This is a genomic window from Streptomyces sp. NPDC088197, assembly GCF_044741185.1.
Classification (GTDB): domain Bacteria; phylum Actinomycetota; class Actinomycetes; order Streptomycetales; family Streptomycetaceae; genus Actinacidiphila.
Genome location: NZ_JBIUSD010000010.1, coordinates 282,272 through 296,986, shown reverse-complemented (window position 1 = coordinate 296,986; position 14,715 = coordinate 282,272). Strand labels below are relative to the sequence as shown.

The following is a 14,715-nucleotide window of genomic DNA, read 5'->3' as shown; positions in this document are numbered from 1 at the left end:
GACCGGGGTCCGGGACCCGCTACGCGCGGAACGCCCCGGTGGCGGTGAGCCGCAGCGCCGTGTCGATCAGCGGCACATGGCTGAACGCCTGCGGGAAGTTGCCGACCTGGCGCTTGCGGCGCGGGTCCCACTCCTCGGCGAGCAGACCCAGGTCGTTGCGGAGCGCCAGCAGCTTCTCGAAGAGCTTGCGCGCCTCCTCGACCCGGCCGATCATCGCGAGGTCGTCGGCGAGCCAGAACGAGCAGGCGAGGAACGCCCCTTCGTCGCCGGGCAGGCCGTCCAGATTCTCCTCGCCGTCGGCGCCGCTGGAGACGGGGTAGCGCAGGACGAAGCCGTCCTCGGTCGACAGCTCCCGCTGGATCGCCTCGATGGTGCCGATGACCCGCTTGTCGTCCGGCGGCAGGAAGCCCATCTGCGGGATGAGCAGCAGCGAGGCGTCCAGCTCCTTGGAGCCGTAGGACTGCGTGAAGGTGTTGCGCTCCCGGTCGAAGCCCTTCTCGCACACGTCGTAGTGGATGTCCTCGCGCAGCTCCTTGAGCCGCTCCAGCGGGCCGTCGACCTCGCCGGACTCGATGAGCTTGACGGTGCGGTCGACCGCGACCCAGGCCATCACCTTGGAGTGCACGAAGTGGCGGCGCGGGCCCCGGACTTCCCAGATGCCCTCGTCCGGCTCGTTCCAGTGCTTCTCCAGGTAGCGGATCAGCTTGAGCTGGAGGACGCTCGCGTAGTCGTTGCGGGCCAGGCCCGTCATGTGGCCCAGGTGCAGGGCCTCGGTGACCTCGCCGTACACGTCGAGCTGGAGCTGGTGGGCCGCGCCGTTGCCGATCCGCACGGGGGAGGAGCCCTCGTAACCGGGCAGCCAGTGCAGCTCGTTCTCGCCCAGCTCGCGCTCGCCCGCGATGCCGTACATGATCTGGAGGTTCTCGGGGTCGCCCGCCACCGCGCGCAGCAGCCACTCGCGCCAGGCGCGGGCCTCGTCGCGGTAGCCGGTGCGCAGCAGCGAGGACAGGGTGATCGCGGCGTCGCGCAGCCAGGTGAAGCGGTAGTCCCAGTTGCGGACCCCGCCGATGTCCTCGGGCAGCGAGGTGGTCGGCGCGGCGACGATCGCGCCGGTCGGCCCGTACGTCAGCGCCTTGAGCGTGATCAGCGAGCGCACCACCGCGTCCCGGTACGGGCCGGTGTACGTACACTGCTCGACCCACTCGCGCCAGAAGTCCTCGGTGGCGGTCAGCGACGCCTCGGGCTCAGGCAGCGAGGGCTGCGGCTTGTGCGACGGCTCCCAACTGATGGTGAACGCGATGCGGTCGCCGGGAGCGACGGTGAACTCGGAGTACGTCGTCAGATCCTGGCCGTAGGTGTCGACATCGGTGTCCAGCCACACGGAGTCGGGCCCGGCCACCGCGACCGTACGGTCGCCGACCTTGTGCACCCACGGCGTGATCTGCCCGTAGGAGAAACGCATCCGCAGCGCGGAGCGCATCGGGACGCGGCCGTGCACGCCCTCCACGATCCGGATGACCTGCGGTGCGCCGTCACGCGGCGGCATGAAGTCGATCACACGGACCGTGCCGCGCTCGGTGTCCCACTCGGACTCCAGCACCAGCGAGTCGCCCCGGTACCTGCGGCGCGTCGCGGCCGGCGGCTGGTCGTCCTCGCCGTGCGCGGGGCCGAGCCGCCAGAAGCCGTGCTGCTCGGTACCGAGCAGTCCGGCGAAGACGGCGGGCGAGTCGAACCGGGGGAGGCACAGCCAGTCGACCGTGCCGTCCCGGCAGACCAGTGCGGCGGTCTGCATATCACCGATGAGGGCGTAGTCCTCGATGAGCCCGGCCACGTGCAACTCCAGTCGAACGACAGGCGCCGCCCCCGCTGGGGACGGTCTTGCGGTCTGGGGATTTTGGACGAGCTCATGATCCGGGAACTGGGCGGGGATAGTGCCGTGCCGGTCGGCTCGTAGCAATGCGTCCGTGCAGGATACGTCGTCCGAGGAGGGCGTGCGCATGTCTCCGCGATCTTCGCTCCGCCGGTCGGGTGTACCGGCCCTGCGGCGGCCCTGCGGCGGCTCCGCGACGGCCCCGCGGCTGCGCTACAACGCCCTTACTACGGCCTTACTACGGCCCTTCGACGGCCAGAAGAGCGCACGAAAGCTGCCCGAAGACCTCACGAAGACCTCACGAAGACCGCCCGGCGACCGCGCGATGGCCGTCCGGAGGCCGGGCGGTGGCGGCCCGGAGTGGCGAAAGTCATCGGTCGTGACCGCCGGCCGCCGTGGCGCATCATTCGGCGGCCGGGGTCGCTGATACCCTGGTAGCCCGTGGGCCGGTGGGATGAACCACTGAACCGCCGCGACGGCGCTCCCAAGCACGAACGCCGTCCCGACCCTCACCTCGCGACCACGGGAGCCCCCTCTTGGCAGCTTTTCTGAAGAATGCGCCGAAATCCACGACGAAGCACATCTTCGTCACCGGTGGTGTGGCCTCCTCTCTCGGCAAGGGCCTGACGGCCTCCAGCCTCGGGGCGCTGCTCAAGGCACGGGGCCTGCGGGTCACCATGCAGAAGCTCGATCCTTATCTCAACGTGGATCCGGGCACCATGAACCCCTTCCAGCACGGCGAGGTATTCGTCACGGACGACGGCGCCGAGACCGACCTCGACATCGGTCACTACGAGCGCTTCCTCGACGTCAATCTGGCGGGTTCCGCCAACGTCACCACCGGCCAGATCTACTCCACGGTGATCGCCAAGGAGCGGCGCGGCGAGTACCTCGGTGACACCGTGCAGGTGATCCCGCACATCACCAACGAGATCAAGTCCCGTATCCGCCGGATGGCCACCGACGACGTGGACGTCGTCATCACCGAGGTCGGCGGCACGGTCGGCGACATCGAGTCGCTGCCGTTCCTGGAGTCGGTCCGCCAGGTCAGGCACGAGGTCGGCCGGGACAACGTCTTCGTGGTGCACATCTCGCTGCTGCCGTACATCGGCCCCTCCGGCGAGCTGAAGACCAAGCCGACCCAGCACTCGGTGGCCGCGCTGCGCAACATCGGCATCCAGCCCGACGCGATCGTGCTGCGCGCGGACCGCCATGTGCCGGACGCCATCAAGCGGAAGATCTCGCTGATGTGCGACGTCGACGAGGACGCGGTGGTCGCCGCGATCGACGCGCCCTCCATCTACGACATCCCCAAGGTGCTGCACACCGAGGGCCTGGACGCGTACGTCGTCCGGCGGCTGGACCTGCCTTTCCGTGATGTGGACTGGGCCCAGTGGGACGACCTGCTCAAGCGGGTGCACGAGCCCGCCCACGAGGTGAAGGTCGCGCTGGTCGGCAAGTACATCGACCTGCCCGACGCCTATCTGTCGGTGACCGAGGCGCTGCGCGCCGGCGGATTCGCCAACAACGCGAAGGTGCACGTCAAGTGGGTCACCTCCGACGACTGCCGGACCCCGGCGGGCGCGGCGGCGCAGCTCGGCGACGTGGACGCGATCTGCGTGCCCGGCGGCTTCGGCGACCGAGGCGTCGAGGGCAAGGTCACCGCGATCACCTTCGCCCGTGAGAACCGCGTCCCACTGCTCGGACTCTGCCTCGGCCTGCAATGCGTGGTCATCGAGGCCGCGCGCAACCTCGCCGGGATCGCCGACGCCAACTCCACCGAGTTCGACCCCGGCACCGGACACCCGGTCATCTCGACCATGGCCGAGCAGCTCGACATCGTGGACGGCAAGGGCGACCTCGGCGGCACGATGCGTCTGGGCACCTACCCGGCGAAGCTCGCCGAGGGCTCCATCGTCCGCGAGGTCTACGGCGACCAGCCGTACGTCGAGGAGCGGCACCGCCACCGCTACGAGGTGAACAACGCCTACCGCGCCGAGCTGGAGAAGGCGACCGGCATCGTCTTCTCGGGCACCTCGCCCGACAACAAGCTCGTCGAGTACGTCGAGTACCCGCGCGAGGTGCACCCGTACCTGGTCGCCACCCAGGCGCACCCCGAACTGAAGTCCCGCCCGACCCGGCCCCACCCGCTGTTCGCCGGGCTGGTCAAGGCGGCGGTCGCGCGCCAGCAGCAGGACGCGCAGGAGCGGCAGGGCTGAAGGCGGCGTTACGGGAGCGGGCCCGGCGCCCGCTCCCGGTCACTCGGTACGGTCACGGACTCGGAAGGCGCAGCATGCTGAAGGACACTCAGGAGGAGTGGCGGGTCACCGTGACCTCCACGCCGTTCACCGGCAAGAAGACGTCGGTACGCACGGACGAGGTGGTCATGCCCGACGGCACCACCGCCGTCCGCGACTACCAGGTCCACCCCGGCTCGGTGGCCGTCCTCGCCCTCGACGACGCCGACCGCGTCCTCGTACTGCGCCAGTACCGGCACCCGGTACGGCAGAAGCTCTGGGAGATCCCGGCCGGACTGCTCGACATCCCCGGTGAGAATCCGCTGCACGCGGCCCAGCGCGAGCTGTACGAGGAGGCGCACGTCAAGGCGGAGGACTGGCGGGTCCTCACCGACGTCTACACCAGCCCCGGCGGTACGGACGAAGCGGTACGGATCTTTCTCGCGCGCGGTGTCTCCGAGGCGGACGGCGAGCGCTTCGCTGTCGCCGAGGAGGAGGCCGACATGGAGCTGGCCCGCGTCCCGCTCGCCGACCTCGTCAGCGGGATCCTCGCGGGCGACCTGCACAACAATTGCCTGGTCGTGGGAGTCTTCGCGCTCCAGGCCGCGATGAACGGCGCCGGTCTCGACGCGCTGCGGCCCGCCGAGTCGCCGTGGCCCGCGCGGCCCTTCACACCCTGACCGTCCGCTCCACAGCTTCTTCACAGCTCCCTCATCGGTCTCGATGATCCGATGGAGTGATCATTTACGCGGTCGGCCGCGTCGGAGCCCCGGACCGGCCCGACCGCGTGAACTAGGCTCGTCGCCGTAGCCGCGTACCCGCGCATCCGCGCCCCGCGCGGACGACCCCACTGAGCCGGGAGCGTAGGCCGTGACGGATCAGGCGCTGAACCCCAACGGGACCCCTGCGGGAGCGGACGCCCCGGCGGCACCTGAACCGGACACGGCCGCCGCACCCGCCAAGGCGCGTGCCCGCCGCCGACGGTCGGCTTCCGCCGGCTCCCCGACGCGCAAGGGCCCGGCCCCCGAGGCCCCTTCTGCCGCCGTCGAGTCCGGGCCGGAGCAGCCGCCCGCGAAGGACGCCGAGCCGGAACCCGAGTCCGAGTCCGAGTCGGCACCGGACACTCCGGCCGCGCGTCCGGCGAAGGCCGAGCGCGCCGCCGCTGTCGCGCCGGGAACCGAGAACGGGTCCGGGGCGGACACCGGGGCCGACGTCGAGGCGGACCCCAAGCCTGATCCCACGCCTCATCGCAAGGCCGACCCCAAGGCCGACCCCAAGACCGACCCCAGGGCCGGGACCGCGCCCGCCGCGCCTTCGGATGTCGGCGCGGGCGCGGCCCGCCCGGTGAGCCGGACCGGCGAGGTCACGGTGCGGGTCGGCGCCGCCGTATGGGCGGGAGCCCGAGGCGAGGGTCAATTCGTGGGCCGGGAAAGGGAGTTGGCGGAGCTGCGCGGAGAGATCGGACGGCCGGGCCTCGGAAAGCAGGGGAAGGGGCGGGCGCGCGTGCTGCTCGTCGCCGGACGCCCCGGCGTCGGTCGGACCGCGCTCGCGCTGCGCCTGGCCGAAGACCTGGCCGACGACTACCCGGACGGCCAGGTCTTCTTGCGTATGACCTCCCCGGAGGGGGAGCCCGTACCCGCCGAGCAGGCCGTCCGCGCCCTCCGCCGAGCCCTCGCCCGTACTCCGGGAGCCGGCGGATCGGCCGCCCCCGTAACACCCGCCGCTCCCGCCCCGGCCGCCCCGTCCGGCGGCCCCGCCGCCACCTCGCGCAAGACGCTCCTCGTCCTGGACGACGTCCTGCGCGCCGATCAGCTCGACGGGCTGATCCCCGACGCGCCCGGCAGCCTTGTCGTCGTCACCTCGGACGGCCCGCTGCCCGGAGTGCCGGACGTGCGGCCGTGCACGCTGGGCGGGCTCGACACGCCCGCCGCCGTGGAACTGCTCGCGCACAGCATCGGCTCCACCCGGGTGACCTGCGACCCGCGCGCCGCCGAGGCCCTGGTGCAGGAGATCGGCGGGCACCCCACCGCGCTGCGGCTGGTCGCCGCCTGGCTCGCGGCCCGGCCTACGCTGTCGGTGGCGGACGCCGCGACCCGGCTGCGTACGGTCTCGGCCGACGCGCCCGCCGCGCCCTCGGCCGAAGCGGACGGGACGGCGCCTTTGCGCGCCGCCGCGCAGGGCGAACTCGTGCGGTCCTTCCGGCTGGTCTACGAGGACGTGCCGCAGACCGCCGCGCGGATGCTGCGACTCCTGTCGCTGGCACCTGCGGGCATGGTCGACGCGCAGGTCGCCTCGGCGCTCGCGGGCTGTTCCGTGGCCGCCGCGCAGAGCACGCTCGACGACTTCGTCGGCGGCGCACTGCTGGCGCCCGGTCCGGTGACGGGCGACGAGCTGTCGCCGCAGTACCGCCTGCCCGGCTGCTTCGAGCCGCTGCTGCGCGGGCTGCTCGAATCCCGCGACCGCCCGGAGGAGGTCCGGCTGGCCCGGGCCAGGATGCTGGAGCGGACCGTACGGCTGCTGCTGTCGTGCGGCTCGGCGCTCGTGCGGATGCGGCTGCCGGACGACGGCCCGCGCAGCCTCAGCTTCGACTCGCCCGCGACGGCCGCCGAGTGGCTGCGGTCCCGGCTGCCCGCGCTGCTGGCCTCCGCGCGGGTCGCCGTCGCGGACGGCGATCTGGACACCCTGGCCAGACGGCTGATCGCCGCCCAGGTGCAGGCGCTCGCCGCCTTCCCCGGCGGGAACGCGATGGCGGCCGAGCAGTACGAACTGCACGGCCTGGTCCTGGACGTCGCCGAGCGGCGCGGCCTGGACCGGGAGAAGGCGGCGGCGCTGATCAATCTCGGCGACCTGGACGCGGCGGCGGGCCGTTCCGACCGGGCGCTCGACCGGTACCGCGCCGCACTGGGCGCGGCCCGCAAGTGCGACGACGCGGAGGCCGAGGGCCGGGTGCTGGAAGCCCTCGGCGGTACGTATCAGGAGCGGCACGACCCGCAGCGGGCCGCCGACTGGTACGGCAGGGCGCTCGCGCTGCGCCAGGAACGCGGCGAGACCTTCCACGAGGCCCGGCTGCACGGCCGGATCGGCGCGCTGTTCACCTACGACGGCCGGTACGGGCCCGCGCTGCGCGAATGGCGCGCCGCCGCCGGGGCGTACCGGCGGCTGGGCGACCTGGGCGCGCAGGCCCGCGCGCTGACCGAGGCCGCGCGGGTGCAGGAGTACGCGGGCTACCCGGAGGACGCGCTGCGGACCTGCCGCGACGCGCTGTACTGGGCGCGCAAGGCGGGGGAGCGGCGGCTGGAGGGCGCGATCCTGCTGCGGCTCGCCGACACGCTCGACCGGCTGGGCGATCCCAGCGGCGCCACGGTCCAGCGCGCCGCCGCGAACCGCCTGCTCAGCGAGGGCGAATCGGCGCCGAACTGACGATCCCCGCGCTGTATACCTACGAAACTGCCAATGGTCTCGGTCAAAGTGGTCACTTTGTAAGGCTGGACAGAGAGTCTTCCTTCACTAGACTGGCTTTCTGCCGCCCCAAAGCGGTCATTCTTCCCTGAGCGCAAGGACCGTGATCGACGTGAAGGTGGGCATCCCCCGCGAGGTCAAGAACAACGAGTTCCGCGTGGCCATCACCCCGGCAGGCGTGCACGAACTCGTCCGCAATGGACACCAGGTCTTCGTGGAGCAGGGCGCCGGCGACGGCTCGTCCATCCCCGACGAGGAGTACGTCTCGGCCGGTGCGGGCATCCTCGCCACCGCCGACGAGGTGTGGGCCACGGCCGATCTGCTGCTCAAGGTGAAGGAGCCGATCGCCGAGGAGTACCACCGGCTCCGCAAGGACCAGACGCTCTTCACCTACCTGCACCTCGCCGCCTCCCGCGCGTGCACGGACGCGCTGCTGGAGTCGGGCACCACCGCCATCGCGTACGAGACGGTGGAGACCGCGAACCGCCAGCTCCCGCTGCTCGCCCCGATGTCCGAGGTGGCCGGCCGGCTCGCCCCGCAGGTCGGCGCCTACCACCTGATGCGCTCGGCCGGCGGTCGCGGCGTCCTGCCCGGCGGCGTCCCCGGTGTCCAGTCCGGCAAGGCCGTCGTCATCGGCGCCGGTGTCTCCGGCTGGCACGCCACCACCATCGCGCTCGGACTCGGCTTCCACGTCACGCTGCTGGACAAGGACGTCAACAAACTGCGCGAGGCCGACAAGGTGTTCGGCAACCGCGTGCAGACCATCGCCTCCAACGCCTACGCGCTGGAGAAGGCCGTGCTCGACGCCGACCTCGTGATCGGCGCGGTGCTCATTCCGGGCGCGAAGGCGCCGAAGCTGGTCACCAACGAGCTGGTCTCGCGCATGAAGCCGGGATCTGTCCTTGTCGACATCGCGATCGACCAGGGCGGCTGCTTCGAGGACTCCCGCCCCACCACGCACGCCGAACCGACTTTCCCCGTTCACCAGTCGGTGTTCTACTGCGTCGCGAACATGCCCGGCGCGGTTCCCAACACCTCGACGTACGCGCTGACCAACGCGACGCTGCCGTACATCGTCGAACTGGCCAACCGCGGCTGGCGCGAAGCGCTGCGACGTGACGCGGCTCTCGCTCTCGGTCTCAACACACATGAGGGACAAGTTGTTTACGGTCCGGTGGCCGAGGCGCACGGCCTCGACTCCGCCGACCTGCACGCGCTGCTGGGCTGACCGGCGGCCACTGTGACCAGGCGCGTCAACATCGCGCCAACACCGCACCACCGGCCGGGTCTTGTGTGTCGAGGCCCGGCCGTTCATGTGCTTACGCCCTTGACAGCGGGGTGTTCGGTTGCCGACACATCGTGCCGTGTCCGGCGGATTGTGTTGCTGTGGACCACCGACACGCCATAGAGTCGCGAATCGTCGGCTGTAGTCACGCTGACCTGTCTAGAAGTTTCCTGGTCACCAAGGAGGTAAGACGACTTGTGAATGAGTCGACATTTGCTCCCGGGGGTGGTCAACCAGGAATGACCGTCGGTTCCGTCGCGGTCCGCACCTTCGAGTCCCGCCGGCCCGAGACGAACACAGAGACGCAACCTGCTTACGCCATGGCGCCTTTCAACGACAACGACCTGCAGGACGGTCAGTTCTACGACCCGGATGCCGAGTACGAACCGGATCCGGAGTACGCGGCCACCCTCGCCCCGGACGCGGCCCGGCAGCGCCGCGAACGCGTCGGCCCCACCGGCCGGCCCCTGCCGTACTTCCCGATCCCCAATCCGCTCACCAACCACGGCCCCGCGAAGATCGTCGCGATGTGCAACCAGAAGGGCGGGGTAGGCAAGACCACCTCGACCATCAACCTGGGCGCGGCGCTGGCCGAATACGGCCGCCGGGTGCTTCTTGTCGACTTCGACCCGCAGGGCGCGCTCTCGGTCGGCCTCGGGGTCAACCCGATGGAACTCGACATCACGGTCTACAACCTGCTGATGGAACGCGGACTGGCGGCCGACGAGTGCCTGCTGAAGACCGCGGTGCCCGGCATGGACCTGCTCCCCAGCAATATCGACCTGTCGGCAGCGGAAGTGCAGCTCGTCAGCGAGGTCGCCCGCGAGTCGTCGCTCCAGCGCGCCCTCAAGCCGCTGATGGCCGACTACGACTACATCGTCATCGACTGCCAGCCCTCGCTCGGCCTGCTGACGGTCAACGCGCTCACCGCGGCGCACTCGGTGATCGTTCCGCTGGAGTGCGAGTTCTTCGCACTGCGCGGGGTCGCGCTGCTCACCGAGACCATCGAGAAGGTCCGCGAGCGGCTCAACCCCGAGCTGGAGCTCGACGGCATCCTCGCCACCATGTACGACTCGCGCACCGTGCACAGCCGCGAGGTGCTGGCCCGGGTCGTCGAGGCGTTCGACGAGCACGTCTTCCACACCGTCATCGGCCGCACCGTGCGGTTCCCCGAGACGACCGTGGCGGGCGAGCCGATCACCACCTACGCGTCCAACTCCGTCGGCGCGGCCGCCTATCGCCAGCTCGCCAGGGAGGTGCTCGCCCGGTGCCACGCCGAGTGAGTCTGCCGGGCGCCGACGAGCTGTTCCGGACGACCGGAGGAGCGGCGCTCCAGGCCCCGCAGCCACGGCAGCACCCCGGCGGCCCCGGCCCCGGCGGCTCCGGTGGTTCCGGGAGCTCCGGCGGCTCCGGTGGTCCGGGCGAAGGACAGAACGGTACGCAGGCGGACGGCCGGCTGCGGTCCGTACCGGTGGCCGACCCGGCCGCCGGGAACGACGCGGCCGATCCCGCGGACGGCGACGAAGGGACACGACCCTCCGGCACTGCGGGACAGGGCGAGGACAGCGCGGAACACGGCGGCCGGGACATCCCGACCTCACGCCGCCCGCTGACCGCCGAACGGGCCGGTATGCCGTCGCCCGCCGCCTCCTCCGGCACCATGACCGCGCCCGCGCCGCAGCCGCAGGCCGCACCGGTCCAGCCCCCGATCACCGCCCAGCCGCAGCCCCAGCAGGCGCGGCGCAAGGCCGCCCGGCAGAACCGCCGTCCCAGCGGGCGCGAGCGGCACGACGAGAAGATCACCGTCTATGTCTCCGCCGAGGAGCTGATGGATCTGGAACACGCCCGGCTGGTGCTGCGCGGTGAGCACGGGCTCGCCATCGACCGCGGCCGGATCGTCCGCGAGGCCGTCGCCGTGGTGCTGGCCGATCTGGAGTCGCGCGGCGACGCGAGCATCCTCGTACGCCGTCTGCGGGGCCGCTGACGCCCCGACGGCGCGCGGTCGGGGAACGGGGCATGGCCTGCTGCGGCGAGTAGCCTGCACAGACCACTTCGTACCCTGGACCCCGATGCCGACCTCACCCGCCACTCCCCGCCGCAGCCTCGGGCTCGGCGCCGCCGCCGAGGCGGAACCGACGCCTGCCGTGACAGCGGAGCCGCCTGCCGCGGTGGCGGAACAGGCCGTGGAAGAGGCGGTGGAAGAGACCGGGCCCGCGGCGGCGGTCGAAGCCGTGGAGGCCGTTGAGGCCGAGCCGGCTCCGGCTCCGGCCGGAGGGGACCGTTTCACCGTACGGCTGGCGAATTTCGAGGGGCCGTTCGACCTGCTGCTCGGGCTGATCTCCAAGCACAAGATGGACGTCACGGAGGTGGCGCTGTCGAAGGTCACCAACGAGTTCATGACGTACATCCACGCCATGGGCCCGGACTGGGACCTCGACCAGACCACCGAGTTCCTGGTGGTCGCGGCCACCCTGCTGGACCTGAAGGCGGCCCGGCTGCTGCCGTCCGCCGAGGTCGAGGACGAGGCGGACCTCGCGCTGCTGGAAGCACGGGACCTGCTCTTCGCCCGGCTGCTCCAGTACCGGGCGTACAAGCGGATCGCGGCGATCTTCGCCGAGCGGCTGGACCACGAGGCGCTCCGCTACCCCCGTACCGTCGGCCTCGAACCGCAGCACGCGGAGTTGCTGCCCGAGGTCGTCCTCAGCATCGGCCCCGAGCGCTTCGCGCAGCTCGCGGTGAAGGCGATGCTGCCCAAGCCCAAGCCGCAGGTGTACGTCGACCACATCCACGCCCCGCTGGTGAGCGTCCGGGAACAGGGCGAGCGGGTGATCGCGCTGCTGCGGGAGCTCGGCGTGGCCAGTTTCGGGCAGTTGACCGAGGACGCGCCGGACACGCTGACGGTCGTGGCGCGCTTCCTCGCGCTCCTTGAGCTGTACCGGGAGAAGGCGGTCGCGTTGGACCAGGAGGAGGCCCTGGGGCTGCTCCAGGTCCGCTGGACGGGCGGGGAACAGGACACGGCGGCGCCGCTGGTGACCGACGAGTTCGACCAGGAGGCGGCGGCTCCGGCGCGCAGGCCGGAACCGCGGCGGGAGCCGGAACCGGTGCCGGCGGCGGAGTCAGTGCCGGTGCGTGAGCCGCAGCACGAGCAGGGAGAGGCCGAGGAATGACGGACGTGTCGGATATCACCGGGGCCCTTGCCGCGGCCGGCGCGGCAGGCGATACGGCGGCGCCCGCGGGCCTGCTCGCCGCCGCGACCGCCGAGCTGGAGCTGAAGCCCGCCCTGGAGGCGGTGCTTATGGTCGTCGACGAACCGGCCACCGAGGAGCACCTGGCCAAGGTCCTGGAACGGCCGCGGCGGGCCGTCGGCAGGGCGCTGCGCGAGCTGTCCGACGACTACACCCGCGAGGGACGCGGCTTCGACCTGCGGCTGGTCGCCGGTGGCTGGCGCTTCTACACCCGGCCCGCCTTCGCGCCCGCCGTGGAGAAGTTCGTCCTCGACGGGCAGCACGCCCGGCTCACGCAGGCCGCGCTGGAGACGCTGGCGGTGGTCGCGTACCGGCAGCCGGTCAGCCGTTCGCGCGTCTCGGCGGTCCGCGGAGTCAACTGCGACGGCGTCATGCGCACCCTCCTCCAGCGGGGGCTGGTCGAGGAAGGTGGGACGGAACCCGAGACAGGTGCGATCCTGTACAGGACGACGAACTACTTCCTGGAACGTATGGGCCTGCGCAGCCTCGACGAGCTGCCCGAGCTAGCACCGTTCCTGCCGGAGGCGGAAGCGATCGAGGCGGAGTCCCAGGAGGGGCTTCCGTCGTTCGATCCGGACGCGCCGGACGACACCTCGACAACGGACACTTGATGCGAAGCAGCGACAGGAACAGCGGCGGCAACCGGAACCCGCGGGGCGGCGGAGGCGACAGGCCCCGTGACGCCGACCGGCGTGGCGGTGCCGACCGGCGCGGCGACGGCCGCTCGGGCGACGGGCGCTCGGGGGACGCGCGCCGCGGTGAGGGCCAGAGCCAGCGGCCCAAGGGCACGCCGCGTCCCGAGGAGCGCCGCTACGACGTGGGCAGCACCGGCCAGTCGGGTGCGAACAAGCCCGGCGGCATGCCGCGTACCAAGCCCGGCAGCAACAAGCCGACCGGCAACCGCGGCCGCAAGCCGGTGCCGGCCCGGCCGCGCGAGCTGGACGCGCAGATCGAGGAGCGCAACCGGGAGCGGCACAGCAAGCCGCAGATCAAGACGCCCAAGACCTTCCCCGGCGCCGAGCAGGAGGGCGAGCGCCTGCAGAAGGTGCTCGCGCGGGCCGGAATGGGTTCGCGCCGGGCGTGCGAGGAGCTGATCGAACAGCACCGCGTCGAGGTCAACGGGCGGATCGTCACCGAGCAGGGCCTGCGGGTCGACGTGGACCACGACGAGGTGAAGGTCGACGGGCTGACCGTCGCCACCCAGTCGTATCTCTTCTTCGCGCTCAACAAGCCGGCCGGTGTCGTCTCCACCATGGAGGACCCCGACGGCCGCCAGTGCCTCGGCGACTACGTCACCAACCGCGAGACCCGGCTCTTCCACGTCGGTCGGCTCGACACCGAGACCGAGGGCCTGATCCTGCTCACCAACCACGGCGAGCTGGCCCACCGGCTGACCCACCCGCGCTACGGCGTGCAGAAGACCTATCTCGCCGCGATCCAGGGGCCGCTCCCGCGCGACCTCGGCAAGCAGCTCAAGAGCGGTATCGAGCTGGAGGACGGCTGGGCTCGCGCGGACCATTTCCGCGTGGTCCAGAACACCGGCAAGAACTACCTCGTCGAGGTCACCCTCCACGAGGGCCGCAAGCACATCGTCCGCCGCATGCTCTCCGAAGCCGGCTTCCCCGTCGACAAACTGGTCCGCACCAGCTTCGGCCCCATCCCCCTCGGCGACCAGAAGTCCGGCTGGCTCCGCCGCCTGACCAACACCGAGGTCGGCATGCTGATGCACGAGGTCGAGCTCTAACCCCCACCGCCCCGCCCCCCGGCCCCGCCGGACCGCCGGGCCTGGAGGTGCGGACCCGCGCGGGCGTCCGTCCAGACGGACGGGCGCCTTCGCGCGGGTGAGCTACGCGGGCTTGGGGGGGAGTGGGAATGTGGCTGAGGTGCGGCGGACGCGGGTGAGGAAGGCTTCTATGCGGGGGCGGTCGGGGTCGGGGGGGAGGGGGGAGCGGGCGGCGGCGGTGTCGGTCTCTTCGTGGAGCGTGCGCATCCAGGCGCGGACCTCGTCCCAGCTCAGTTCGCCGCGCTTGACGGACAGCAGGCGCTCGCGCTGGTCGCCGACGTCGATGGTGAGGCGGCCGGTGCGCAGCAGGTCGCGGCAGGACATCAGGAGCCGCAGCAGGTGCATGGCGTGCTTCCAGCGCGGCTGGCCGTGGGTGCGGATGTCCGCTTCGAGGCGGCCGAGCTGCTGGGCGGCGTAGCCGCGGAAGGTGGCGTCGGCGCGGCGGGAGAGGAACGCCTCGCGCAGGTCGAGGAGTTCGAGCCCGGTCGGGTCGGCGTACTCCACCAGCGGTGAGTGCAGGCATTCGAGCAGATTGGGGTTGGCGCGCAGCGCGAGCGAGCAGAATCGCTCCAGCTCCCAGGAGAACTGTTCGTGCCGCGGTCCGGTGACATGCGTCGGCGGCTTGTCGAAACGCCAGAACAATTCGGTGGGCGCCACGTACACACCGCGCCGGTCGGTGTCACTGCCGTCGGTGGCCAGACCGAAGGCGCGCGAGCCCATGACGCAGGCATAGACCGTGTGGTCCCGGACAAGGTCGTGCCCCAGCGGATCGCGCATGAGGGCGATTATCGCCATGAAGTCCGACCAAGCGCCGGAGTTTCCACTGCTTCGTGCGG

At 71.5% G+C, this 14,715-nt stretch carries 11 protein-coding genes; 9 read left to right on the top strand and 2 right to left on the bottom strand.

Going from position 1 to position 14,715, the window contains the following annotated elements:
* Window positions 1–19: 19 nt before the first annotated feature.
* Window positions 20–1,837: a glycoside hydrolase family 15 protein gene (locus ACIOC1_RS24515; protein WP_401856349.1), complete on the bottom strand. Its 1,818-nt coding sequence runs from the start codon at window positions 1,835–1,837 to the stop codon at window positions 20–22.
* 581 nt (window positions 1,838–2,418) lie between these two features.
* Here ACIOC1_RS24515 and ACIOC1_RS24510 point away from each other — a divergent pair.
* The 9 genes from ACIOC1_RS24510 to ACIOC1_RS24470 all read left to right on the top strand — a co-directional run bounded on the left by ACIOC1_RS24510 (window position 2,419) and on the right by ACIOC1_RS24470 (window position 13,840).
* Window positions 2,419–4,089 carry a CTP synthase gene (locus ACIOC1_RS24510; RefSeq protein ID WP_355333611.1) on the top strand — a complete coding sequence of 557 codons (1,671 nt, stop codon included), beginning with the start codon at window positions 2,419–2,421 and terminating at the stop codon, window positions 4,087–4,089.
* Window positions 4,090–4,163: 74 nt separating this feature from the next.
* Window positions 4,164–4,787 carry an NUDIX hydrolase gene (locus tag ACIOC1_RS24505; RefSeq protein WP_355333518.1) on the top strand — a complete coding sequence of 208 codons (624 nt, stop codon included), beginning with the start codon at window positions 4,164–4,166 and terminating at the stop codon, window positions 4,785–4,787.
* A 190-nt stretch (window positions 4,788–4,977) separates the two neighbouring features.
* Window positions 4,978–7,527: a tetratricopeptide repeat protein gene (locus ACIOC1_RS24500; RefSeq protein WP_401856348.1), complete on the top strand. Its 2,550-nt coding sequence runs from the start codon at window positions 4,978–4,980 to the stop codon at window positions 7,525–7,527.
* Window positions 7,528–7,678: 151 nt separating this feature from the next.
* Complete coding sequence (gene ald / locus ACIOC1_RS24495; RefSeq protein ID WP_401856359.1) at window positions 7,679–8,794, top strand: alanine dehydrogenase; 1,116 nt, start codon at window positions 7,679–7,681, stop codon at window positions 8,792–8,794.
* A gap of 377 nt (window positions 8,795–9,171) precedes the next feature.
* Window positions 9,172–10,134, top strand: coding sequence for a ParA family protein (locus ACIOC1_RS24490; protein ID WP_355333513.1), 963 nt, complete (start codon window positions 9,172–9,174; stop codon window positions 10,132–10,134).
* A complete protein-coding gene (locus ACIOC1_RS24485) occupies window positions 10,119–10,835 on the top strand; it encodes a hypothetical protein (RefSeq protein ID WP_391048607.1) in 717 nt (238 codons plus the stop codon). The genes ACIOC1_RS24490 and ACIOC1_RS24485 overlap by 16 nt, the downstream gene beginning before the upstream one ends.
* A gap of 85 nt (window positions 10,836–10,920) precedes the next feature.
* The gene (locus ACIOC1_RS24480) at window positions 10,921–12,018 is read left to right on the top strand and encodes a segregation and condensation protein A (RefSeq protein ID WP_401856347.1); all 1,098 of its coding nucleotides are present in this window, start codon (window positions 10,921–10,923) and stop codon (window positions 12,016–12,018) included.
* Window positions 12,015–12,707: an SMC-Scp complex subunit ScpB gene (gene scpB, locus ACIOC1_RS24475; RefSeq protein ID WP_355333506.1), complete on the top strand. Its 693-nt coding sequence runs from the start codon at window positions 12,015–12,017 to the stop codon at window positions 12,705–12,707. Before ACIOC1_RS24480 ends, scpB begins: the two co-directional genes overlap by 4 nt.
* Entirely contained in the window at window positions 12,707–13,840 is a 1,134-nt protein-coding gene (locus ACIOC1_RS24470; RefSeq protein WP_188285806.1) for a pseudouridine synthase, read from the top strand. Before scpB ends, ACIOC1_RS24470 begins: the two co-directional genes overlap by 1 nt.
* A 102-nt stretch (window positions 13,841–13,942) precedes the next feature.
* Here ACIOC1_RS24470 and ACIOC1_RS24465 read toward each other — a convergent pair whose 3' ends face one another.
* The gene (locus tag ACIOC1_RS24465) at window positions 13,943–14,656 is read right to left on the bottom strand and encodes a DNA polymerase beta superfamily protein (RefSeq protein WP_355333503.1); all 714 of its coding nucleotides are present in this window, start codon (window positions 14,654–14,656) and stop codon (window positions 13,943–13,945) included.
* Window positions 14,657–14,715 lie beyond the last annotated feature (59 nt).

Bases quoted from the DNA above. Each gene is read 5' to 3' on its own strand.
- ACIOC1_RS24490 (WP_355333513.1), top strand. From the start codon at position 9,172: ATGGCGCCTTTCAACGACAACGACCTGCAGGACGGTCAGTTCTACGAC.
- ACIOC1_RS24480 (WP_401856347.1), top strand. From the start codon at position 10,921: ATGCCGACCTCACCCGCCACTCCCCGCCGCAGCCTCGGGCTCGGCGCC.
- ACIOC1_RS24465 (WP_355333503.1), bottom strand. From the start codon at position 14,656: ATGCGCGATCCGCTGGGGCACGACCTTGTCCGGGACCACACGGTCTAT.
- ACIOC1_RS24470 (WP_188285806.1), top strand. From the start codon at position 12,707: ATGCGAAGCAGCGACAGGAACAGCGGCGGCAACCGGAACCCGCGGGGC.
- scpB (WP_355333506.1), top strand. From the start codon at position 12,015: ATGACGGACGTGTCGGATATCACCGGGGCCCTTGCCGCGGCCGGCGCG.
- ACIOC1_RS24505 (WP_355333518.1), top strand. From the start codon at position 4,164: ATGCTGAAGGACACTCAGGAGGAGTGGCGGGTCACCGTGACCTCCACG.